The sequence below is a fragment of the Desulfomicrobium macestii genome (genome assembly GCF_014873765.1).
Taxonomy (GTDB): Bacteria; Desulfobacterota; Desulfovibrionia; order Desulfovibrionales; family Desulfomicrobiaceae; genus Desulfomicrobium; species Desulfomicrobium macestii.
This window is the reverse complement of the sequence record NZ_JADBGG010000008.1, coordinates 103,373-126,035: the sequence shown is the minus strand read 5'-3', so window position 1 is coordinate 126,035 and position 22,663 is coordinate 103,373. Positions and strand designations below refer to the sequence as shown.

23 protein-coding genes are annotated in these 22,663 nt (G+C 59.4%); 18 read left to right on the top strand and 5 right to left on the bottom strand.

Annotated elements, in window-relative coordinates; genetic code table 11:
- Nucleotides 1-2 precede the first annotated feature (2 nt).
- Both H4684_RS07275 and H4684_RS07270 read left to right on the top strand, forming a co-directional pair.
- On the top strand, nucleotides 3-2,210 hold the full coding sequence (locus H4684_RS07275; RefSeq protein ID WP_318779622.1) for a GumC family protein: 2,208 nt from the start codon (nucleotides 3-5) through the stop codon (nucleotides 2,208-2,210).
- Between the two features lie 64 nt (nucleotides 2,211-2,274).
- A complete protein-coding gene (locus H4684_RS07270; RefSeq protein ID WP_192623296.1) occupies nucleotides 2,275-3,534 on the top strand; it encodes a hypothetical protein in 1,260 nt (419 codons plus the stop codon).
- A 248-nt stretch (nucleotides 3,535-3,782) separates the two neighbouring features.
- On the opposite strand, the gene H4684_RS21125 is transcribed toward H4684_RS07270, so the two are convergent.
- Together H4684_RS21125 and H4684_RS07260 are read right to left on the bottom strand one after the other, a co-directional pair.
- Nucleotides 3,783-5,066, bottom strand: coding sequence for an O-antigen ligase family protein (locus tag H4684_RS21125; protein ID WP_192623295.1), 1,284 nt, complete (start codon nucleotides 5,064-5,066; stop codon nucleotides 3,783-3,785).
- 275 nt (nucleotides 5,067-5,341) lie between these two features.
- Nucleotides 5,342-7,231, bottom strand: a complete 1,890-nt coding sequence (locus H4684_RS07260) for an AMP-dependent synthetase/ligase (protein WP_092192384.1) — start codon at nucleotides 7,229-7,231, stop codon at nucleotides 5,342-5,344.
- A 251-nt stretch (nucleotides 7,232-7,482) separates the two neighbouring features.
- On the opposite strand from H4684_RS07260, the gene H4684_RS07255 reads away from it, so the two are divergent.
- The 10 genes from H4684_RS07255 to H4684_RS07210 all read left to right on the top strand — a co-directional run bounded on the left by H4684_RS07255 (nucleotide 7,483) and on the right by H4684_RS07210 (nucleotide 15,109).
- Nucleotides 7,483-8,622, top strand: coding sequence for an AI-2E family transporter (locus tag H4684_RS07255; RefSeq protein WP_192623294.1), 1,140 nt, complete (start codon nucleotides 7,483-7,485; stop codon nucleotides 8,620-8,622).
- Nucleotides 8,619-9,368: a SagB/ThcOx family dehydrogenase gene (locus H4684_RS07250; protein ID WP_192623293.1), complete on the top strand. Its 750-nt coding sequence runs from the start codon at nucleotides 8,619-8,621 to the stop codon at nucleotides 9,366-9,368. Before H4684_RS07255 ends, H4684_RS07250 begins: the two co-directional genes overlap by 4 nt.
- Nucleotides 9,368-10,048, top strand: coding sequence for a zinc metallopeptidase (locus H4684_RS07245; RefSeq protein ID WP_092192378.1), 681 nt, complete (start codon nucleotides 9,368-9,370; stop codon nucleotides 10,046-10,048). The genes H4684_RS07250 and H4684_RS07245 overlap by 1 nt, the downstream gene beginning before the upstream one ends.
- Before the next feature lie 77 nt (nucleotides 10,049-10,125).
- Nucleotides 10,126-12,006: an ATP-binding cassette domain-containing protein gene (locus H4684_RS07240; RefSeq protein ID WP_192623292.1), complete on the top strand. Its 1,881-nt coding sequence runs from the start codon at nucleotides 10,126-10,128 to the stop codon at nucleotides 12,004-12,006.
- Between the two features lie 9 nt (nucleotides 12,007-12,015).
- Nucleotides 12,016-12,429 (top strand): DUF2721 domain-containing protein, encoded by a 414-nt coding sequence (locus tag H4684_RS07235; RefSeq protein WP_092192374.1) that lies wholly within the window; start codon nucleotides 12,016-12,018, stop codon nucleotides 12,427-12,429.
- Nucleotides 12,419-12,640, top strand: coding sequence for a hypothetical protein (locus H4684_RS07230; protein ID WP_092192372.1), 222 nt, complete (start codon nucleotides 12,419-12,421; stop codon nucleotides 12,638-12,640). Before H4684_RS07235 ends, H4684_RS07230 begins: the two co-directional genes overlap by 11 nt.
- A gap of 5 nt (nucleotides 12,641-12,645) precedes the next feature.
- The gene (panC, locus tag H4684_RS07225; protein WP_192623301.1) at nucleotides 12,646-13,500 is read left to right on the top strand and encodes a pantoate--beta-alanine ligase; all 855 of its coding nucleotides are present in this window, start codon (nucleotides 12,646-12,648) and stop codon (nucleotides 13,498-13,500) included.
- Nucleotides 13,501-13,851, top strand: coding sequence for an aspartate 1-decarboxylase (gene panD, locus H4684_RS07220; protein WP_092192368.1), 351 nt, complete (start codon nucleotides 13,501-13,503; stop codon nucleotides 13,849-13,851).
- A gap of 13 nt (nucleotides 13,852-13,864) precedes the next feature.
- A complete protein-coding gene (panB, locus tag H4684_RS07215) occupies nucleotides 13,865-14,704 on the top strand; it encodes a 3-methyl-2-oxobutanoate hydroxymethyltransferase (protein ID WP_092192366.1) in 840 nt (279 codons plus the stop codon).
- Between the two features lie 84 nt (nucleotides 14,705-14,788).
- Nucleotides 14,789-15,109, top strand: coding sequence for a PilZ domain-containing protein (locus H4684_RS07210; RefSeq protein ID WP_161949134.1), 321 nt, complete (start codon nucleotides 14,789-14,791; stop codon nucleotides 15,107-15,109).
- A gap of 44 nt (nucleotides 15,110-15,153) precedes the next feature.
- Here the strand turns inward: H4684_RS07210 and H4684_RS07205 are convergent, their stop codons facing one another.
- Nucleotides 15,154-16,344: an MFS transporter gene (locus tag H4684_RS07205; RefSeq protein ID WP_192623291.1), complete on the bottom strand. Its 1,191-nt coding sequence runs from the start codon at nucleotides 16,342-16,344 to the stop codon at nucleotides 15,154-15,156.
- Nucleotides 16,345-16,447: 103 nt separating this feature from the next.
- Here H4684_RS07205 and lolA point away from each other — a divergent pair, with 103 nt between their 5' ends.
- On the top strand, nucleotides 16,448-17,086 hold the full coding sequence (gene lolA / locus H4684_RS07200; RefSeq protein ID WP_092192652.1) for an outer membrane lipoprotein chaperone LolA: 639 nt from the start codon (nucleotides 16,448-16,450) through the stop codon (nucleotides 17,084-17,086).
- 236 nt (nucleotides 17,087-17,322) lie between these two features.
- Here the strand turns inward: lolA and H4684_RS07195 are convergent, their stop codons facing one another.
- Nucleotides 17,323-18,048: a J domain-containing protein gene (locus H4684_RS07195; RefSeq protein ID WP_092192361.1), complete on the bottom strand. Its 726-nt coding sequence runs from the start codon at nucleotides 18,046-18,048 to the stop codon at nucleotides 17,323-17,325.
- On the bottom strand, nucleotides 18,048-18,506 hold the full coding sequence (locus tag H4684_RS07190) for a YkgJ family cysteine cluster protein (RefSeq protein WP_092192359.1): 459 nt from the start codon (nucleotides 18,504-18,506) through the stop codon (nucleotides 18,048-18,050). The genes H4684_RS07195 and H4684_RS07190 overlap by 1 nt, the downstream gene beginning before the upstream one ends.
- Before the next feature lie 182 nt (nucleotides 18,507-18,688).
- On the opposite strand from H4684_RS07190, the gene mqnC reads away from it, so the two are divergent.
- The 5 genes from mqnC (at nucleotide 18,689) to H4684_RS07165 (ending at nucleotide 22,611) form a co-directional block, all read left to right on the top strand.
- Complete coding sequence (gene mqnC / locus H4684_RS07185; RefSeq protein WP_092192357.1) at nucleotides 18,689-19,726, top strand: cyclic dehypoxanthinyl futalosine synthase; 1,038 nt, start codon at nucleotides 18,689-18,691, stop codon at nucleotides 19,724-19,726.
- Entirely contained in the window at nucleotides 19,723-20,946 is a 1,224-nt protein-coding gene (locus H4684_RS07180) for a M24 family metallopeptidase (RefSeq protein ID WP_192623290.1), read from the top strand. The genes mqnC and H4684_RS07180 overlap by 4 nt, the downstream gene beginning before the upstream one ends.
- Nucleotides 20,947-21,020: 74 nt before the next feature.
- Nucleotides 21,021-21,650, top strand: a complete 630-nt coding sequence (locus H4684_RS07175) for an NYN domain-containing protein (RefSeq protein WP_092192353.1) — start codon at nucleotides 21,021-21,023, stop codon at nucleotides 21,648-21,650.
- Nucleotides 21,651-21,678: 28 nt separating this feature from the next.
- On the top strand, nucleotides 21,679-22,329 hold the full coding sequence (gene trhA, locus H4684_RS07170; protein ID WP_225940301.1) for a PAQR family membrane homeostasis protein TrhA: 651 nt from the start codon (nucleotides 21,679-21,681) through the stop codon (nucleotides 22,327-22,329).
- A 3-nt stretch (nucleotides 22,330-22,332) separates the two neighbouring features.
- A complete protein-coding gene (locus tag H4684_RS07165) occupies nucleotides 22,333-22,611 on the top strand; it encodes a GIY-YIG nuclease family protein (RefSeq protein WP_192623289.1) in 279 nt (92 codons plus the stop codon).
- The last annotated feature ends 52 nt before the right edge of the window (nucleotides 22,612-22,663 follow it).

Here is a 22,663-nt window from a genome sequence, read left to right as displayed (position 1 = left end):
AAGTGAACCTACGTGATTACCTAGATGTGCTCCTCAGACGCAAATGGCTCATCGGCTCGATATTGTTTACAGTCTTCGTGACCACGGCCATCATCACCCTGGCCATGACGCCGATCTACAAGGCCACGGGCAGACTCGAATTCACCCTTCAATCGCCCAAGGTCACCAAGTTCGAGGACATGGCGGTTCCCCAGACCCAGACACGCGAGTTCATGAATACGCAAAGCAAGCTGCTGATCTCGGATTCTCTTGCCTGGCGCGTCATAGAGGCCTTGGATCTGGTCAACAATCCAAGTTTCAACACGGATATCGAAACCGAAAATGATTCAGGACTTATGAGCGGTATTGGCAGTTTGTTGGGGAGGCTTTTCGGATACTCTTCCGAAGTGGACCCCGCGGAGTTGGAAAGGCAAGAGGCCGAAGTCCAGCAGCGACTGCTCAAAACGTTCATGGAGAGTCTGGAAGTCAAAGCGGAGCGCGACACCACGATTTTGAACCTGGCCTTTTCCTCCGAAAATCCTGCGGTGGCGCGCGATGTGGTGAACACTCTCATCCGGAGTTTCATCTTTTGGCAGATGGACAAGAAGATTCAGGCCGCGAGCCTGGCCAATGAACAGTTGGGCAAGCAGATCGAGTTGGCCCGGATCAGGCTGGAGAAGTCCGAGGCCGAGTTGAACCGGTTTGCGCAGAAAGCGGGCATCGTGTCTCTCGATAGCCGCATGAATCTGATCTACAAGCAGCTTGAGGCCATCAACAACGCACTGGCCGAGGCTCACGCCGAACGCTTGTCGAAAGAGGCCCTGGACATGCAGGCGCGTGAGGCCGGAATTTCCGGCATGCCCATGGTCATCGCCAACCAGCTCATCCAGCACTTGCGACAGCATCACGTCGAACTCGTTTCGGAATACGAGGATATGCTTGTCGTCTTCAAGCCGGATTATCCGGAAGCCAAACGCCTCAAGGCCAAGATCGACGATGTGGCCGCGAAAATCGCTGACGAGGAAAACCGTATCTTGCAGGCCATCCGCAACGATTATCTCGCGGCCGTCAAAAACGAGGAGGGTCTCAGCGCGCAGGCCGAGAAGGCCAAGGCGCAGGCCATGGACCTCAATGACAGAGCCACGCAGTACAACATCCTCAACCGCGAAGTGACGGCCAACAAGGATATTCACCAATCGTTGCTGCAACGCGCCAAGGAGATCGACGCCACGATGGGTGCGGATATCAGCAACATCCAGGTTGTGGATGACGCCCTGTTGCCTGTCATCGCCGACAGGCCGCGCATCAAGCTCAATTTGTTCCTGTCCATGGGCATCGGTCTTATGCTTGGCTTGGCCGCTGCATTTCTGCTCGAATTCATGGACAACACGATAAAGAGCGTTGACGAGCTGTCCGATCGCTTCGGGATCACCATCCTCGGAGTGCTTCCCGAGGTCGAGGACGGTCTCAAGGACAAACTTGATGATCTGGTCGTCTGTGATCCTCGGGCGGGTTTTTCCGAAGCCATCCGCACCACTCGGGTATCCATCCAGCTATCCACCACCGGTGCAGGAAGCACTCAGAAGCTGCTCATAACCAGCACCACGGAAGGGGAGGGCAAATCGACCATAGCCGTGAACATGGCAAAAGCCTTTGCCGCCGCAGGGGACAAGGTTCTCATTATCGACGCTGATTTGCGACGTCCGCGGCTGCACAAGGTTTTTTCCCAAGTCGCTCCGGGCGGAGGCGGACTCAGTGAGCTTTTGGTCGAGACCAAGAGTCTGGACGATGTATTGAGTACGACCGACCAGAAAAATCTCTATTTCATTCCGGCGGGCTTGTTGCCGCCCAATCCCGCCGAGCTTTTGGCCTCGAAGCGCATGCACCAGTGTTTGGAAGAGTTGGGCAAGACCTTCGATCGAATTATCATCGACGGACCTCCTTCTGTCGGGTTTGCAGACGTGTTGGTGTTGAGCAGCCTGGTTAACGGCGTCATACTGATCAGCACCCTGGGCAAGACGCACCGGCAGGCGTTGCAGCTGTTCCGAAGTTCTCTGGCCAACATCAACGCCCGCTTTCTCGGCAGCATTGTCAACCGTTTGAATGTCCAGAGCCGCTTCGGCGGGTTTTATTCCAAATATTACTACCAATCATATGGCTACGAAAATCGTAGCCCCGAGCGTGGAACCGAGTCCTCGCTGGAAAGACTGAAGTCGTCAGCCGCTTCCTGAGCCGACGCATTCCGCTGTACCGCGAGTCGAAAACCTTCAGAACGGGGCAGCTTTTTTACTTGGCATGACAAGAAACACCAAGATGATAAAGGGCAGCGTCGCGCAGGGAGTGCTGCGTATCCTGACGACTTCCGCCTGTCTTGCAATGAGCTGTTGCTTGCTGCTCGGGGCGTATTGTTCGTCACGGTTCGTCGCCAAGGATTGGGAGTTTGTGCTGCAAAGCCCCTTGATGGATCCCTGGGCTCGGACCTGGATTCGCAGGGGCGACACGGCCCGTTTTGAAAACATGGATGCAGACGGCGCCGTTGAAGCGTATTGGCAGGGCGTTGCCCGCAATCCGCTTCTGCTCGGTGCATGGTTTGCGCTGGCTCGCTTGCTGCCTCAACTGGATGAAGGGGCGAAAGTGAAATCTCTGCACGATGTTCTGCTTGCGCACGTTCCTTCCTCGACCCCGTGGCGGTGGCACCAATTGATGCTTGCCGCCGACAAAAAGGATGAAACCACGTTTGCGGAAGGCTTCAATTATGTGCTGAGCCGACTCCCACGACATCGACAGGAGGCCGTGATATTGGCCCTGGATTTTTGGGGAGGATGGAATGAGATTTTGTCCCGAACCTTGCCCGAAAACAGATGGTTCGTTTTTCAGGAGTGCATGGCGCGAAAGCTTGTTGACACATGCATGGAGTTGTACGCGGTCCTGGAAAAGGATCAGCCTGATTTGCTGAATACTGAAAGGAACTCCAGATTTATCGAATTTCTGCTTGAGAACCGGAGTTGGCCTGAAGCGGCTGATCTTTTGCGTCAGTCGGACATGTTCCAGGACTCTCTTGTCATCAATGGACAGTTTCAGACCCCTTTGACGCAGGAGGCTTTTGGATGGCGTCGTAAAAGTGTCGAGGGCGTGGACGTGTCGATCGAGCCGCTTCGGGGAAAAGGGGGGGGATCGGCTTTGCGCATCCATTTTCTTGGGACGAACAATCCGCGCTATGATCATTTTTGGCAGTACGTGCCACTTCGTCCCGGGATCGATTATGAACTTCGCTTTTCCTGGAAGGCGGATCAATTGACCACGGATCAGGGCGTATTCGTGGAATTTCGGGGCATGGATTGCGACGGATTGCGTGTTCAGAGCCCTGCAATTCTCGGGAGTCGGGATTGGACTGACGAAGTGCTTTCTTTCCGGACGCCTCAGGGTTGTCAGATGGGCCGAATCGGATTGCGTCGCAACGAGAGTCTGAAATTCGATAACAAAATTGCGGGAAATGTTTGGCTTGATGCCGTGACGCTTATTGAAAAGCGCAGCCGCCCGCTAGACAGAGACTAATCCTGCCGGTCGCCAAGATCCGCACTTACTCGCCAGGAACCTTGCTCATTTTTGTATCTAGGTCCGCTGCATGGATGGTTTGTCGGGATCGCGGCCGTGGCTTGTGCAGGCAGTGGCGTTTTTTCAGACCGTCTGCCCGGCCTAGTGTTGCATCCTCGAAATTCTTAGACAACACGCGTCAAGATAATCATCTGTAATGTCAGATTAATTGCGTATAAGCATTGGCGACTTATAACACGGTCGCAACACTAGTCAGTCTTTTCCCGCGAAATGTGGATGTGGAAAATTGCCACCATGACTGCCGTCAGTTGGTTCGCGGGGATGGCGTTGTTGAATTCCACACCGGAGTGCAGGATATAACCACCCAGGGCGGCCAGGGAACCTGCCGCCAGAACAAGGCGATCCGGGTCCATGGTTTGGCGTTTTCTCCATAGAAAAAAGGCCCGCCTGCACCACAGTGTCCAGATGCCGAGGATCAGAATGCCGGCGACGGGCAGGCCCATCTCCACGGCAGCTTCGAGGTAGTCATTGTGGGCATGGTGGGCCCGAAGTTGCGGGGTGAATGCATTTTGGTAGGCCCGGCCCACGGATGGATAGGTGCCGAGGCCCGTGCCGGTCAGAGGGTGATCCCGGACCGCGTTCCATCCGTCCTTCCAGGTTTCAACTCTTCCCGTTGCATCCTGCCCGATCTGAGAAAACCGGTTCGAGATGTCGTCGAAACCGATGATCGTCCCATAGCCGAGCACGATGATCCAGCATGCGGCGAGGGCCGCGGCCACTCGTTTTTGACGGAGTCCGGCAAAAAGATAGAGCAGGGTGAAGGACAGCAGGGCCCCCAGAATCCCCCCTCGGGACTGGCTGAGCACGAGACCAAGGATGACCAGGGCAAGACAGAAGACGGCAAAGGCTTTCTGCTGCACGAGGACTTGAGCTTGCGCCCGTTTGCCTAAGATATGTTCCATCTTGCGTGGAGATTTGAGTATGAGGACATAGGCCAGCAGCACGGGCCAAAGCAGTCCGAGAAAGGCTGCATAGTGGTTGCGATTGATGAACGTGCCGCGAGCGGATCCTTTGTAGGCAAGGCCGGTCTGAGGATCCATGTTCCACAGGACGCCAAGACCGGGGAGCAGCGCCTGGAGGATGCCATAGATCGCTTCGAGGCCGGCCAGGACAAAGAGGGAATGCAGGAGCCAGACAGGGTATTTTGTTCGGCCGGAGTTCAGGGCCTGGGCCAGGAGCACGGCGAAAGTGAGAAGAAAGAGCCACCACGCAAGGCGCATCCATGTCGCCAGCGGTTCGTAGCTGATGGTGGTGCTGGAGATGTTTCCCAGTTCAAGGAGCGTCCTGGCCCATTGTCCCCGGACGGGAGATAGGATTTCAAGCAGGGCGAGAGGCAGGGGGATGATCTGTATGAGCGGCACCAGAAGAATACACAGGCCGATGATCAGCAATCCCCGCAGCCTCTTGTCGGGCGGCGAGACTCCGAATCGAAAATTCCACGCCCCAAGGCAAAGAAAGAAAAGTCCGGTCACGCCTTGCCAGATCCATGGTCTGGCCCCCCCGAAAAAAAAGATCAGCGCCGCAAGAGGACAAAGGATCAAAAGGTAAAGGAACTTGCCCCCGCTCGCGGAGTCACTTCCGGGCGCGGGGTGCGTTTTGGGTTTTGCTGGTCCTGGACGCCACAACTTCTCGAAAGAGGTCATGAGGATTCTCTCATTCCTGGTTGCAGGGGCGGGCGTGCAAAGAATCGTGCTGCCTGTGCGTGTCCAATTTGTTCCAAGAAGGCATGCGCCGGCAGCGCGGCGCGTTATTTGAGGAGCCTGTTTATGATGTCCTTGTACTTCTTTTCTATGACGTGGCGTTTCTTCTTGAAGGAATTGGTCAGCTCTTCGCCGAGGGTGAACTCCTTGTCGAGAAAGTGGATGTTCTGGAGTTTTTCGTAGGGCTTGAAGCCCTTCTTGGCGTTCAGGAGCTTGTTCATTTCCTCGCGCAGACGATCGAGGAGCTGCTTGTCGCGCAGCGCGCCTTCGGTCTCTTCGAGCACCTGATTGTATTTTTCCAGCACGAACTCGCGCAGCTTTTCCAGATCCGGGACGATGAGCGCGCCCAGGCCTTTCTTGTCCTGGCCCACGAGCACCGCGTCCTGCACGAAGGGGAACATGGACAGCGTGGCCTCGATGTTGGTCGGGTCGACATTCTCGCCGCTGGCCAGGACAATGATCTCCTTGGCCCTTCCGGTGATGACCAGTTCGCCAGTGAGAGTCAGTCGCCCGAGGTCGCCGGTGCGCAGGAACCCGTCGGGGGAGAATGCGCTCGCGTTGGCTTCGTCGTTTTTGTAGTAGCCCTTGAAGACCTGCGCGCCGCGAACCTGGATTTCGCCTTCGACGCCCTTTGGCACCGGCTCTCCCAGATCGTTGACGATGCGCAGTTCGGTTTCGCCCACAGGCGGGCCGATGGTGCCGAAGATGTCACAGTTGAATCCCCGTCCGGCAATGCCGGGCGAGCATTCGGTCATGCCGTAGGCGTTGATGATGCGGATTCCGATGGCGTCGATCCATTCATCCAGATAGGGAGGCAGGCTGCCTCCGCCGCTGATGGCGCCCTTGAGGCGGCCGCCGAATTTTTCCTGCACGAGCACGAGTTTCTTTTTGGCCAAGAGGTTGGGCAGAAAGAGAAACACGTTTGAAACCAGGGCCTGCACCTTGTCCACAAGGCGCAGGGGAAAGGCCCTCTTCTTGAAGACGGGCAGCTGATCGCGCAGCACGCGCGCATTGCGGCGGTAGGCGGCGGAGACCCGGACCAGCAGGTTGAAAATCTTGGCTTTCTTGGGATCTTTTTTCTTCAGCCCCGTCGTGATCTTGGAATACAGGGATTCCCAGATGCGCGGCACGGTTGCGACCAGGGTGGGCTTGTAGGATTCCAGATCAGCGGCGAAAGTGCGGATGGATGAGTAGACCAGACAGCTGCCGGTGGCGATGCCTATGTATTCCGCGGTACGCTCGAAGATGTGCCAGGTCGGCAGGATGGATACCCACACATCGTCGGCCTGCAGCCTGATGAGCGGCGGCAGGGTGCGTACGTTGTGCATGATGTTGGCATGGTTGAGCATGACCCCCTTGGGGGTTCCGGTGGTCCCTGAGGTGTAGATGATGGTCAGCAGGTCTTCCGGGATGATCTTGTCGGCCAGCCCCCTGAACCATTCGATGTCCTTGGGTTCGATGGAGCGGTTTTCAAGCAGCTCCGTGTATGACGTGGCCTTGTCGAACCAGGAGTGTTTTTCGGAGCCGGCGGCAATGAACACGCCCTTGAGCTTGAGGCTTTTGATCAGCGCCTGGCAATCCTTGTAGTTCTTGTCCGTCTCGACAATCAGGAATTCGGCGTCCGAATGGTTGACGATGAATTCGACTTCACTCGGAGGCGTGTCGGTGCCGCGCGGAACGCTGACCGCGCCAAGGGCTTGCAGGGCCATGTCCGTGACAATCCAGGAGTAGCGGTTGTCGGAGAGAATGAAGACCTTGTCGCCTTTGCGAACCTTGTTGGCCTTGAAGGCCCGGGCAAGAATGAGCACATCCTCGAAGAATTTCTCGTAGGTGACTCTGAATTCGTCCTCGCCCACGCGATAGATGAAGGCGAGATTGTCGCGGTGCCGGTCGCAAGTTTCCAAAAAAGTGTGGAAAAACGTGGGTGCAAAGGCCATTTTGAGGGTCTCCCGGTAAGGAAATGAATCCGGTCGATAAAAACTTCTCCGATGACAGTCACGCAATACGGAAGAAGGCGCCATGATCACGAAACGGTAAGCGTTGAATAAGCCTTGTAATGTATGACAAGCGCTGCATCAAATCAAGCGCGTGAATCCAAGGCTTCCAAGCCATTCCCTACTCTGCTATCCGCAATCGTGACAGGCGGGTTCCTGTGTATTTTTCGTTCCGTCAAGCCTTGGGAGGGCTGATGATTCTCGACAAGACTCCGTATTCCTTCGACCGCGTCGTGCGCATGGCTCTGGCCGCAGGGCTGCTCTGGGGCGTCATCACCACCCTTGGATACCTTAGCGACGTGCTCATCCCCTTTGCCGTAGCCCTGCTCCTGGCCTACATTCTCAATCCGCTGGTGCACCGCGTGCAGATGCTCGTGAAGAGCAGGGGGCTGGCCATAGGTCTGACCCTGTTTTTTTTCCTTGTAGCGGTCGGCGGGCTTTGCTGGATCGTCATCCCGCTCATGGGGCGCGAGGTGGCGCACATGGGGCGGCTCATCTCCGATCTGGTCAGCAACTCCAAGCTGGCCGAGGAAGCCGCCAACCGTCTGCCGCCGGACGTGTGGCAGGCCCTGCGGGATTATTTCAACACGCCCGAGGTGCGGGACTTCTTTCGCACCGACAGCTTCATATCCATGGCCCAGGCTACCCTGCGCAGAGTCCTTCCCGGACTCATGGGGATCATCAGCGGCACCTACAGCGTGCTCATGGCGCTGGTCGTGCCGGCCGTGGTTCTCCTGTACCTCATCTTTCTGCTCATGGATTTTCAGAAGGTGCGGGTCGCCTGGAAAGAGTTGATACCGCCCCAGTACCGCGAGGGCGTCGTGTCTTTCGTCGAGGAATTCGATCTGGCCATGAATCGCTATTTTCGAGGCCAGACGACCATCGCGGGCATTCTCGGAATTTTTTTCGCCACCGGTTTTTCCCTGATTGGCCTGCCCATGGGCATCTTGCTCGGATTTTTCGTCGGGCTGCTCAATCTTGTGCCCTATCTCCAGTTGCTGGGGCTCATCCCGGCCGTCGTGTTGGCCGCCATTCACGCTCTTGAGACCGGCCAGTCCTTCTGGGTGGTCATGGGGCTGACCGGCCTTGTCTTCGTGGTCGTGCAGATCATCCAGGACGCGGTGCTCGTGCCGCGCATTCTGGGCAAGGCCATGGGCCTGTCCCCGGCCGTGATGCTCCTCTCGCTTTCGGTCTGGGGCAAGCTTCTGGGGATGCTCGGCCTTTTGATCGCCCTGCCCATGACCTGTCTGGCGCTGGCCTATTATCGCCGTCTGGTGCTGGCGCCTGCCACGCCTGAGTTGATTGTCAAACCTGCGGGGGAGGGCGGCTCATGAACATGCGGACCATGCGCGATTTTTTGAAGGATGATTTGCGGTTGCAGCTCGATTTTTCCCGCTCGGACCAGAATCGAGGCATCGCGCCGCCTCCGGTGCAGAAGCCTGTCCGGGCGGATCAGACGCTGATTGCGCTGCCGGACGATCCGGCCACGGCCTTTGCCGGGCGCGTTGATCTGGCCCGCGCCCTGGCCGATCGCAAGAGCCACCGGGCCTGGCGCGATGAGCCGCTGGGTCCCGAAGAGCTCGGCTTTCTGCTCTGGGCCGTGCAGGGGGTGCGCGGGAAGAGGGGAGCGGCCAGCGTGTTCCGCACCGTCCCTTCGGCCGGATGCAGGCATGCCCTGGAAACATACGTGCTGGTCAACAACTGCGAATCTTTTGAGCGGGGCGTGTACCGTTACCTGCCCCTAGAGCACGCCCTGGTGCTGGAATCCCCGGCCGGGGCTGATTTCAGCGCTCGTCAGCACGAGGCCGTGCTCATGCAGGGCTTCGTGGCCAAGGCGCCCGTGGTGCTGGTCTGGGCGACAATTCCATACCGGATGGAGTGGCGCTACATGGCGGCCGCCCACCGGGTCATCGCTCTTTATGCCGGGCACGTCTGCCAGAACCTGTATCTGGCGACGCAGGCGGTGGGTTGTGGCACCTGCGCGGTGGCGGCCTTTCACCAGCAGGCCCTGGACGAGCTCCTGGGCGTGGACGGAGAAGACGAGTTCGCCCTGTACCTGGCTCCCGTGGGCAGGATCTGATGCCCTATGTTGTCGGGCTGCTGGTGCTGGTTGCGCTTATAGCCTTGCCTGGGCTGTGGGCCCGGCACGTCCTCGAACGGTATGGCCGGGATGAATACTTTTCAGGGACCGGCATTGACCTGGCCGGAATTCTGGTCCGCGACCTGAACCTCGACGGCGTGCGGGTGGAGACCACGGAGCTTGGCGATCATTACGACCCCGCCGAAAAGGTGGTGCGGCTCAACCCCGCCAGTACCGGCAAGCGTTCGCTGACCGCCGTGGTCGTGGCCGCGCACGAAGTGGGGCACGCCCTGCAGGATCAATCCGGGGACGGGCTGCTGCGTTTTCGCACGGGGCTGGTCAGGTTCGGAATCTGGGCCGAGCGCATCGGAGCCGCGGCGATCATGGTCGTCCCGCTTTTGGGCGCGGCCCTGCAAGTGCCCCTGATCGGCCGCCTGCTGCTGGTCAGCGCGGTCCTTGTGCTCGGCATCCCGGTCATCGTCCATCTGGTGACCCTGCCCGTGGAGCTGGACGCGAGCTTCAACCGCGCCCTCCCGCTACTCAAGGCCGGAAGGTACATCCCGCCCGAGGACGAGAGGGCGGCCCGTCGGATCTTGACGGCCTGCGCCCTGACCTACCTGGCGCAGGCCCTGGCCAGCATGTTCAACGTCCTGCGCTGGATCAGGCTTTTCAGGCGCTAGATTCCCTTCTGGACAATCCGGGTGATTCTTCCTAGTAGTCGGGGCGTCCGAACAACCAACCCGCTTTCCCTCAATTCATGGCACTCATCAGCGCAAGCAACATATCCCTTTCATTTTCCGGTCCGCTCCTTTTGGACAACATCAGCCTGCAGATCCATGCGGGTGAACGCATCTGTCTTCTTGGCCGTAACGGCGAGGGCAAGTCTACGCTCATGCGCATCCTGTCCCGCGAAATCACCCCCGATTCGGGCGAGGTGGGGCTTGGCAAGGGGCTGGTCACGGCCTCCCTGCCGCAGGAGGTTCCCTCGGACCTCACGGGCACGGTCTATGACGTGGTCGCTTCCGGAGCCGGAGAGGCCGGGCTTTGCCTGGCGGCCTTGCGACACGAAGGGCATGACGACACCTGTATCGATCCGGCGCTGCTTGCGCGGGCACACCGCCTGCTTGACGAGCAGGCCGGCTGGAGCCTGACCCGCAAGATCGACACGGTCATCACCCATCTGGGTCTGGACCCCGAAGCGCAGTTCACCTCCCTGTCCGGCGGCGTGAAGCGCAAGACCCTTCTGGCCCGGGCCCTGGCCGGAGAGCCGGATATCCTTTTTCTCGACGAGCCGACCAACCATCTGGATGTGGATGCCATCCGCTGGCTGGAGGATTTTCTGGTCAAGCAGTCCCGAACCCTTTTTTTCGTCACCCATGACCGCATGTTCCTGCGCCACGTGGCCAATCGCATTCTGGAACTGGACCGCGGGGTGCTGGTGGACTGGGCCTGCGATTACGACACTTTTCTGCAGCGCAAGGAGGACGTGCTGGCCACGGAGGAGACCCTGTGGCGCAAGTTCGACCAGAAGCTCAAGGAAGAGGAGATCTGGATCAGAAAGGGCATCAAAGCCCGCCGTACGCGAAATGAAGGACGCGTGCGCGCCCTGCAGGCCATGCGCGCCGAGCGCAGTCAGCGCCGCGAGCGGACGGGCACGGTGTCCATGCAGATCCAGGAGGGCCGCAAGACCGGAGGTCTGGTCCTGGAGGTCACGAACATTTCCTACGCCTGGGGTGACGAGCCGGTCATTCGCGATTTTTCGGCCAACATCATGCGCGGCGACAAGGTCGGCATCGTCGGTCCCAACGGCGCGGGCAAGACCACGCTCCTGAAGCTGCTCCTAGGAGATCTTGCCCCCCAGAGCGGCAAGGTCCGGCAGGGCACGCACCTTGAGGTCGCCTATTCGGACCAGATGCGCTCCCTGCTCGACGAGACCAAGACCGCGCGCGAGATCGTCGGCGAGGGTGCGGACTACATCGACGTGAACGAAAACCGCCGCCACGTCATCGGCTACCTGAAGGATTTTCTCTTCACCCCGGACCGCGCCCAGACTCCCGTGGGGCTCCTGTCCGGCGGGGAGCGCAACCGGCTGCTCCTGGCAAAGCTCTTCACCCGGCCCTGCAACGTGCTCGTTCTGGACGAACCGACCAACGACCTGGACCAGGAGACCCTTGAGCTTCTGGAGGAGCTTATCGGCGATTTTCCGGGCACCGTGCTCGTGGTCAGCCATGACCGCGAATTTCTGAACAACACGGTCACCTCCTGCCTGGTTTTCGAAGGTCAGGGGCGGGTGGTCGAGTACGCCGGCGGCTACGACGACTGGCTTTTGCAGCGGCCGCAGGTCGCGGAGCCCGAGCCGGTCCTGCCCAAGGCTGCAAAGCCAAGGGTGGCCAAGACCCGCAAGCTGACTTACAAGGAAAATCTGGAGCTCGACGCCTTGCCCGGACGCATCGAGGCACTTGAAGCCGACATCGCGGCCCTGCAGGAACAGATGAACGATCCCCAATTTTACACCAACGATCACACTGTCGTCGCGGCCGCGGCCGTCCGGCTTGAGGTCCTGGAGGCCGAGCTGGACTCCCTCTTGACCCGCTGGGACGAGCTTGAAGAGCTGCGCATGGTGTGTGAGTCCTCATAAAGGATACACATGGAAATCACCCTGACCACTCCGGCCCTGCTATTTTCGACCATTTCGCTTATCCTGCTGGCCTTCACCAACCGTTTTCTGGCCTTGGGCAGCAGGATCAGAACCCTGTATGACCGCTATCAGGACAACCACGGTTCGTCCCTCTTGGCCCAGATCGAAAACATGCGCCTGCGGGTGAACCTGATCCGGCTGATGCAGCTCTACGGAGTGGTGAGCCTTTTTTTGTGCGTCCTGTGCATGTTTTGTCTTTTTGCCGGGCTTGTGACCCTGGGCAAGTTTCTTTTCGGACTGAGTCTTTTGGCCTTGTTGGTCTCCCTTGGCCTGTCCACGCGCGAGATCCACATTTCCACACAGGCCCTGAACATCCAACTGGAGAGCCTGAGCCTCTCGCAGGAGGAAGGCGATGCACGCTGACTTTGGTGACTTTCGGGATTTCATTTGCAGAAAATGCGGCCTGTACGGGATGGTCGATGTCATCGGCATGGAGTTCGTGTACGACCAGACCACGGGCATTCTTTATGACGTGATCGACGACCCGGACGGACGGCGCAAGGGAGATCAGATCGTGTGTGATTGCGGGTGCGAATTTTTCGACATGCAGGTGCATTCCAAGAGGGGCAAATGAGCGGTATGAAGCGTGTCCAAAACCCCCGGTCCATGCAGGAACTGGGGCTCGAGTGGCGCAGACAGGGGCTTTGCGTCGGCCTGGTGCCGACAATGGGTTATTGGCACGAGGGACATCTGAGCCTGATGCGCTGGGCCCGCGAACACTGCGACCTGCTGGTGGCCTCCATCTTCGTCAACCCGACCCAGTTCGGTCCGGGCGAGGATCTGGAGAACTACCCCTCGGACATCGAGCTTGACTCCGCCCTGGCCACCGAATGCGGAGTCGACGTGCTTTTCACGCCGTGCAGGGATGACATGTATCTTCCGGGCCACGGCACCTGGGTCAATGTCCCTGAATTGACGAAAAACCTGTGCGGGCGTTCGCGTCCCGGGCATTTTCAGGGCGTGGCCACGGTGGTCTGCAAACTTTTCAATCTCGTGCAGCCGACCTTTGCCGCCTTTGGCGAGAAGGATTGGCAGCAGGTGGCCGTGATTCGCAAAATGACGCGCGAACTGGACATTCCGGTGCGTGTCGAGGGGCGCCCCATCGTTCGCGAATCGGATGGGCTGGCCATGAGCTCGCGCAATGTTTATCTGACTGTCGAGGAAAGAGCCGTGGCCCCGCATATCCAGAAGGGACTCTGCCTGCTCGAAGGCATGGTCAGGGCCGGGGAACGGGATTGCGGCGCGCTGCGCAAGGCGGTTCGGGATTATTACGCGGCGTGGATTCCTTCCGGAGTGCTTGATTATCTTGAACTGGTCGATCCCGAGACCATAGAGACCGTGGATCACGTTCGCTCCGATTTTCTGGCCGCCGTGGCCCTGCGACTCGGCAAGGCGCGGCTCATTGACAACAAACGAATCAACCTAGAGAAATAAATGCCTTTACGTACATTTTTGCAGGCCAAACTGCACCGCGCCACCATCACCGGGGCCGAGGTCGACTACGAGGGCTCCGTGGCCATCTGTCCTGACCTCATCCGCGCCGCCGGTTTTCATTTGAACGAACGCGTCGATATCTACAATGTGGATAATGGAGAGCGCCTCTCCACCTATGTCATCCTCGGCGAGAAGGGCGAGATCTGTCTGAACGGGGCCGCCGCGCACAAGGGCAGCCGTGGCCAGAAAGTCATAATCGCCTCCTATGTGCAACTGACCCCCGAAGAGATCCCCGGCCATCAGCCCACCGTGGTCCTGGTTGGAGCTGACAACGAAATCACCAGATCCTAGCGGAGAACTGAGCATGAAAACCTTGAACGATTTCCTCCAGATGAAGAAAAACGGCGAGAAGATAGTCATGCTGACGGCCTACGATTATCCCTCGGGCCGCCTGGCCGAGGAGTCCGGCATTGACGTCGTTCTGGTCGGTGATTCCCTGGGGATGGTCGTGCTCGGTTACGATTCCACCGTGCCCGTGACCATGGCCGACATGATCCACCACACCCGCGCCGCCCGGCGCGGGGCCAAGAACACTTTCATGCTCACGGACATGCCGTATCTGACCTATCAGATATCCATGGCCCAGGCCATGGAGAACGCGGCCCGTCTGGTGCAGGAAGGGGGATGCGAGGGCGTCAAGATCGAGGGTGGCGAAGAGATCGCGCCGCAGGTCCGGGCTCTGGTCAATGCCGGGATTCCCGTCTGCGGACACATCGGACTGACCCCGCAGTCGGCCACGTCCTTAAGCGGGTACAAAGTTCAGGGGCGCACCGCCGAGGCGGCCAGGAAGCTGCTGCACGACGCACTGGCCCTTGAAGCGGCCGGGGCGTTCATGATCGTGCTGGAATGCATTCCGGCGCAGGTCGCGGAGCTGATCAGCAAGCGCCTCTCCATTCCCACCATTGGCATCGGCGGCGGCGCTGCCTGTGACGGACAGGTGCTGGTCTTTCACGACACCCTGGGACTCTTTGAGCGTTTCGTGCCAAAATTCGTGAAGCAGTTCGAGACGTTGGGTGCAAAAGCCCGGGACGCTCTGGGTGCCTACGCCGCCGAAGTCCGCGCTGGCGCCTTCCCTGACGAAGCGCATTCCTTTTCCATGAACGAAGAGCAGCTCAAGCAGATTTACGGCGACGGGCGGGACTGAGCACCTGACCTGTTCGTTTTTGGTTTTTTGTGCTAGCGAATGCGTTCGGTGAAGAGATTTGGGAACAGCCGCGAGGAGACCAGCATGCCAAACATCATCCGCCCCAATATCAACCGGCGGCAGTGGCCGCGCCACGAAAAGAAATATCTGGTGCAGATAGCCACCTCCCTGCAAAGCGGGTTCAGCCCGGCCACGGTGTTCAACTTCAGTCGCGGCGGACTCTGCTTCGTCCATCACGAACCTCTGGACAAAGGGGCCGGAGTCATGGTGCGCCTGCCGCAGGATCTGATCAGCCTGGCCCGGGACGTGAAGGCCAGGGTCAAATGGTGCGTTCCGTCCAGTACCGGAGGGTACGCCATCGGAATCCAGTATGAGGAACCTCTGCTCTGGACCAGATACGAATAAGGCCCCAATCGCGGGCCTTTTTTATTTCAGGGGTTCGGAATTATTCAGGATTCGGGGATGCGCAGTTTCAGGATGGCGATGAGGCTCGCGGCGAACAGAGCCGCGCCAAAAAGTGAGAAGGACAGGGCAAAACTGAACCGTTCCCCGCTCCAGGCCAGCACGGCGGGGATGAGCCCGGCTCCGATGATGGACGTGCACGTGACGGTCAGGGATACGGACAGGTCGCCGGTGGCCTTGGGGCAGACCAGGGCCAGGACCGCAAATCCCACCGGGAAGAAGCAGACCACGAAGATCGGTTGCAGGGTCAGCATGGTCACTGTCCACCACAGCGGGCCGTATCCGGCCAGGAACGTCGTCAGGCCCGTGCCCAGCAGGCAAATGGCCAGAGTGCGGCGATAGCCGATGCGCCGGATGATCCATCCCGTGGTGGGCAGAAAGACAAGGGACGCGGTGCGCGAACAGCCCAGGATGATGTTCGCCATTTCCCGGGTGGTTCCCTTTTCCATGACCAGAAACGCGGGCACCAGATTGTAGATGCCCATTTCCACGCCCACGGCCAGGACAAAGAGCAGGGCCATGATCCAGAAAGCGGGTCTGGTCACGATGGTCTTTATGTTGCCGAGCACGGGCGCCATGCCCGGACGCACGGTCCGAGGCCCGCGCCGGGCATAGACCACGGCCAGGATCAGGCACGCGACTCCGAGCAGGCGGAAAAGGGCTGGATAGCCAAGGAATCCGAGGAACAGTTCGCTGATGAAGGGTGCGGCAATGAAGGCCAGGTTCGGCGCCAGTTCGTGGATGGAGAATGCTTGGCCCCAATAGGCCGAAGGGGTGATCTCGGTGATGGTCACCACGCCTGATGGCATGTACAGCCCCGCTCCAATGCCCATGAGGGTGATCCAGATCGAAAAGCTGGTGAACGAGTCGCTTCCCGCCAGTCCCAGAAGGCCAATGCCGATGCCGGCCACCGATGCGACGATGGTGCCCTTGTGCCCGAGGCGTTGGGATACGAATCCCGCGCAGAGGACGGAGACGCTGTATCCGCCCGCGAGACAGACAAAGAGGTTGGCGCTGGCGGCAAGGCTGCGGCCAAGATGTTCGCTGATCGGGAGCAGCAGGGGGCCGAACATGGTCCGCGCCAGAAAATTGGCGAGAAAGACCGTTGTCAGCAGTGCCAGGGCAGGCAGGGCCGGGGCGAATGGCGGAGGGGAATTTTTTTTCGGGTCTGGGTTCATCGCTTAACAACCGTGAGGAAACTCTGTATTTGCCCAAGTGGCGTAAAGGGATCATCCGATACGTCCAATGAATCTTGAAAGCAACATCAACCAGGAGGTTCGTGTGCCGCGCTTTTTTATGGGGCTTTTTATCGTCCTGACCAGCGTCTGGTGCGCACAGGCTGCGGATTTGAGCGATCAGATCCAAAAGCGATATGATACTTTGCAGTCTTTTCGGGGCTTTTTTCTGCAGAAACTGACCAACGCCTCCAGCCGCGAGGTGCAGGAAAGGCTGGGCAGCATCACCTTCAAACGCCCCCGCTTCATCCGTTGGGAAACGACCAGTCCCGAAAACGAGCTGCTCATCATCGGCCAAGACACGGTCTGGGAATATTTCCCTGCCGAGGAGACTGTTTACCGCTATTCGGTGGAGCAGGTCTTGAGTTCCAAGACCATGATCCGTTTTCTGTCCGGCGAGGCCAATCTGAAGGATGACTTCATCGTTCAGGATCTGGGCGCGGACGGGGATTTTCGGCATCTTAAGATCATCCCCCGGGAACCCGAGCCCAATCTGGTCGAGGGAGAACTCTGGGTCCGGCCAGGCCAGGACATGCTTGAGAAGATCAAGCTTGTGGATTTCTTCGGAAACGTGAACGAACTTGAACTGACCGGCATCGAGCTTGATGTGGAGGTGTCGGACAAGGAATTCACCCTGGATCCGCCCAAGGGCACGGAAGTGATCGAGGGCTTGGTCGGGGAGTGAAAAGAATGGGGGTTATGGGTCCTATGGGTCGTATGGGACCTATAGGACCTATGGAATGGACGGGGGTGCGTGGTTTTGTGCGTTCCATGGGGCCCATGCGCCCCATTTTTTTAGACAGCCAGCGATCGCAGATAAAGTATCGCCCTGCCATGGGCCGAGTCGCCGGCCCATGTCCGTGGGAAGGCAGGGGCCGCGTTTTTTTATGCGTCCCATGGGTCCCATACGTCCCATTTTTTTTAGACAGCCAGCAATCGTAGATAAAGATCGCCCCGCCAAGGGCCGAGTTTCCGGCCCATGCCCTTGAGGCGGATGGGCCTCCCGACCACGAAGTCCGGGGGCAGGGTTACGTCTATGGTACGGGGTTCGGCTGTGAAGCGGTGCCGGATCTGAACCCGCAGGGTGGTGCCGGGGATGAGGTCGCGGGCGGGCATGCGCACGGTCTGACGGTCGTCGAGCTGGCCGGAGGCCCAATCCTTGATGCTCTGGACAATGCCCTTGCCGAGATCGATGCTGAGGGCGCGTTCCCCCCACTTGAGGTCCAGCTTTTTTGTCGTGACCGGCTGTGAGCTGGCTCCTTCAGGCTGGACCCCGCGTTTGAGCTTGCTGAAAATATCCTCGAAGACCTGCTTGGCGAAGGGGTCATTGAGGATGTCCCGGAGCACTTCTTCCTGCTTGGCGGAGAATCCGCCGGAGGGTTTTCCGCCGCGCTTGACCCTGGCTTCCTCTTCCTGACGGATGGTCTCGGCATTGAAGCGCCGCTTGTCGGAAGGCTCGGTCTCCAGATTTTTCTTGAGCAGCACGTAGGCTTCGTTCAGGCGGCTGAAACGTTGGGCCGCGCGCGCATCGCCGGGATTCAAGTCCGGATGGTACTTGAAGGCCAGTTTGCGGTAGCTGGCCTTTATCTCGTCCAGGGTTGCCCCGGGAGAGACTTCCAGCAGGGAATAGCACTCGGACAGACGCATCAGATTTTGTCCACCAGGTCCGCGATGCGCAGGGCGTTGGCCTCGTCCTCGCGGCCCGTCTTGGCCAGGTGGTTGTCTTTTACATAGGCGATGCCCAGACGGGCGAATTCGGCGTGGCCGCATTCGGGACGGATGCCCGGGCAGTATTCCTGGGCCAGCTCCCAGCTTACGGGGTCGACCAGATTGCCGCGGAAGAAGGGCCAGGCGCGGCACACGTCCGGCTTGGCCGGGTGTACGGTGCAGGCGGTCTTGGGGTCGAAAAAGACGCAGAAGCCATCCTCGCCGCAGCGCAGGACCAGTTTTTTCCCCTGGGGCTCGGTGTAGCGGGAACAAAATTCCTCGACCGCCATGCCCAGATATTCGGCCAGGCGTTCACGTTCCGGGGCCGAGGCGACGATGCCTCCCTGGCCTTGGCAGCAGTGCCCGCACATGCGGCAGTCAAATACGGATTCGGTCATTGTCACCTCTTGCTTGGGCCCGACTTGAACCACAAGGCGCGGAGTTTGGCAAGGGCCTCGGGCGCGGGGTCGCCGGGCTCCAGGCAGGGGTAGCGTGACGCCATGGCGCTCTGCAAACCCTTGACCTCCCGCCCGGCCAAAAGCTAGCACTTCGCCAACCCACCATCATCCAAGGAATGCCTATGAATACCCGCCTGAACAAGAACGAGGCCCGCTACGTCTGGGACATGAACGACGTCTTTTCCCTCGGAAAGCTCGCCCACCGGCGTCGCATGGAAATGCATCCGGAGGGAATCGTCACCTATATTGTCGATCGCAACATCAATTACACCAACGTCTGCGTGTCCGCCTGCAAATTCTGCGCGTTTTTCAAGGGTCCGGGCGAGGAGGGCGGTTACGTCCTGCCCACGGAGGAGATTCTGTCCAAGGTCAGGGAAACAGTGGACGTGGGCGGTTATCAGATTCTGCTGCAGGGGGGGATGAATCCTGATCTGCCCCTGGGGTATTACACCGATCTTCTGGGCACGCTCAAGAGCCATTTTCCGGGTGTGGCCGTGCATGGTTTTTCGCCTTCCGAGGTCTGGTTTCTGAGCGAGAAGGAAGGGCGCTCCGTGGCCGACATCCTGACGGAGCTGCGCCGCGCGGGTCTTGATTCCATGCCCGGAGGCGGAGCCGAGATTCTCAATGACGAGGTCAGGGAGCGCGTGTCTCCGCGCAAATGCACGGCGGATCAGTGGATCGATGTCATGGAGACGGCGCACGGCCTTGGCATGCGCACCACGGCGACCATGATGTTCGGGCAGGGGGAGACCTTTGCGCAGCGCATGGAGCACCTTGATCGGCTGCGCGACTTGCAGGACCGCACTGGCGGATTCACGGCCTTCATCCCCTGGACCTTTCAGCCCCGCAATACGCGCATGGTCATGCCCGAAACCTCGTCGCACGAATATCTCAAATTTCTGGCCCTGTGCCGACTTTATCTGGACAACATCGACAACATCCAGGCCTCCTGGGTAACCCAGGGTCCCATGATCGGCCAGCTGGCCCTCTTTTGGGGCGCCAATGATTTCGGTTCGACAATGCTCGAAGAGAATGTCGTCGCGGCCACGGGCGTGCATTTTCTGTTGCCCGAGGATCGGCTGCGCGGGCTGGTCGAGCGCGCCGGATTCACGCCTCGGCGGCGGACCATGGACTATACCCTGTGCGAGGAGGTCGTATGAGTTTTGTTTCCCTTGAGCAAATGCCCCTGTCCGAGACCCGGGAACGAATCTCGCGCTTGCGGGTTCACATGGCTGAAGCTTGCCCCGAAGCGTCGGGGATTCTGGTTTTTTCGCGCCTCGGCATCTACCATCTGAGCGGAGCCTGGGCCAGCGGCGCGCTGTGGGTGCCCATGAACGGCGAGCCCGTGCTGCTGTGCCGCAAGGGCGTGGAGCGCGCCCGCCTCGATTCGCCGCTGGAGCGCATCATGGAGTTCAAGTCGTATTCGCAGTTGCCCGGTCTGCTGCGGGAGGCCAAGGCTCCCCTGGGCGATACGGCGGCCGTCGAAATGACGGGCCTGAGCTGGTCCATGGGCGAGCTTTTGCGATCGAAGCTGCCGGGGGTAAGGCTTGTTCCCGGCGACACGGCCCTGGCCTGGACCCGCGCCGTCAAGACCGATTGGGAGCTGGCCAAGCTGCGCCTGGCCGGTGCGCGCCACGACCAGGCGCTGAACGACACCCTGCCCGACCTTATCCGCCCAGGCATGACCGAGCGGGAAATCGCCCTGGCCGTGTGGGACGCCTTCTACCGGCACGGCCATCAGGGAATGATGCGCATGCAGAACGCGGGTGAGGAGATTTTCCTGGGGCATGTCGCGGCCGGAGATTCCGCCAACTATCCCAGCGTGTTCAATGGCCCCCTGGGCCTTCGCGGGGCCCATCCGGTGCTTCCTTTTCTGGGTTATGCCGGAAAGGTCTGGCAGCGCGGGGAGCCGCTGGCCCTCGACTGCGGGTTTTGCCTTGAAGGCTACCACACGGACAAGACCCAGGTGTACTGGGCGGAAGAGTCGGTGATCCCCGAAGAGGCGGATCGTGCCCAGGATTTCTGCCTGCAGATCCAGGAACATCTGAGCAGCCGCCTGGTGCCCGGCGCCATCCCGGCGGACCTGTACCGCGACTGCATTCGCATCGTGCTGGCCAATGGCATGGGCGAGGGCTTCATGGGCCTTGGCCGCAACAAGGTAGGATTTCTGGGACACGGCATCGGTCTTGCCATCGACGAATGGCCGGTCATCGCCCCGTCCTTCGACCGCCCCCTGGAAGAGAACATGGTCCTGGCCCTGGAGCCCAAGATCGGCATCGAGGGGCTTGGCATGGTCGGGGTGGAAAATACTTTCGTTGTCACGCCAACGGGCGGACAATGCCTGACCGGCGAGCGCTTCGGCCCGACTTTTCCGGCTTAACGCATGTGGTGATCGCTTTTATAGTATGCTAAGTATTTTTATAAGCATTTTTTGGAACTTAAGTACGAGGATTCATGACCCAAAAACGCAGACTCTGGCTTATCGACGCAGGTTATCTTTTCAACGCCCGGCATAGCGTGCGTAGCGGGTATGAATTCAGCTATTTGCGCCTTAGAAACCATTTGGAGCAGGACGGCCTCATCTGGCGGGCCTATTATCTCAACTCCACGCCCAATCCGCCTTCGGACGGGCAGGACAATTTTCATCGCTGGCTGCGCAGCGGGCCGCCGTTTGGGCCCAAGATCATCACCAAGTTCTATACGCTCAAGCAGCAGCGCGCCGACAAGGCCTATTGCGAGGAGTGCGGCCAGAAGGTGTCGCTCAGGTGTCAGAATCAGACCGGGGATTTCACGCATCGGGTCTTCAACGAGATCCAGAAGGGCGTGGATGTGGCCATCGCCACCCTGTCGCTCATTCATCAGCGCAATTACGACACGCTCATGCTGTCCTCCGGCGATTCGGACCTGCTCGACGCCGTGGAACATCTCTCGGAGCAGGGCAAGAGCATAGAGCTCGTGGTCTTCAGGGACGGGGTCTCCTCGGAGCTGCAATGCCGGGCCGACCGGATTTACTGGATAAACGATTTTGCGTCCGATGTGGACAATTCCTTTCGCGATGCGGTAGGAGACGGTGACAACCCCTGAGGGCCAAGGCCTGGGGATGGAGGATTATATGAACATGGAACGGTCCGTTTCCCAATATTCCCAAGGCGAGGAGATTGCCAACAGCATCACTCACGCCATTGCTGCCGGAATGTCCATAGCCGCCCTGGTGGTGCTCATCGCCCGGGCCGTGTCCCAGGGCGACGCCTGGCACGTGGTCAGTTTCTCCATTTTCGGAGCCACGCTCATCCTGCTCTACATGGCGTCCACCCTGTACCACGCCATCCCTCTGCCACGGGCCAAGCGCATTCTGAAGACCCTGGATCACAGCGCCATTTTCCTGCTCATCGCCGGCACCTACACGCCCTTCATGCTGGTCAACCTGCGTGAAACCGTGGGCTGGACCGTGTTCGGGGTGGTGTGGCTTCTTGCGGTGGCCGGAGTCGTGCTCAAGTGCTGCTTCGTGTATCGTTTCAAGCGCCTGTCCCTGACCATCTATCTCGGCATGGGCTGGCTCTGTATCCTCATCGGGCGCGACATGTACGCGACCCTGTCCGGGGCGAGTCTTATCTTTCTGGCCCTGGGAGGTCTGGCCTATACACTGGGTGTCATTTTCTACGTCTGGGATCGTCTGCCCTACAACCACGCCATCTGGCACCTTTTTGTCATTACGGGCAGTACCATGCATTTCTTCTCGGTTCTTAACACCCTGCCGTCATAGTCCGTGTCCGATTGGTTCGTGTACGTGCTGCGCTGCGGCGACGGGAGTCTCTACACCGGCATCACCACCGACGTTGCCCGGCGCCTGATTGAACACGCATCCGGCGGCCCCAGGGCGGGCAAGTACCTGCGCGGCCGCGGGCCGCTGGAGCTTGTCTTCTCAGCTTCAGTGGACGGCAAGTCTGCGGCCTTGGCCATGGAAAGATGGATCAAGGCGCAACCCAGAAGTCGCAAAGAAAAAATAATCTCCGGCCATCTTCCCTTGCCCCGCGCGGATTGCTGATCCTTTTTCCTCCCCTGAGTGCCGTTTGCAATGTACCGCGGCGGTTTTTCTG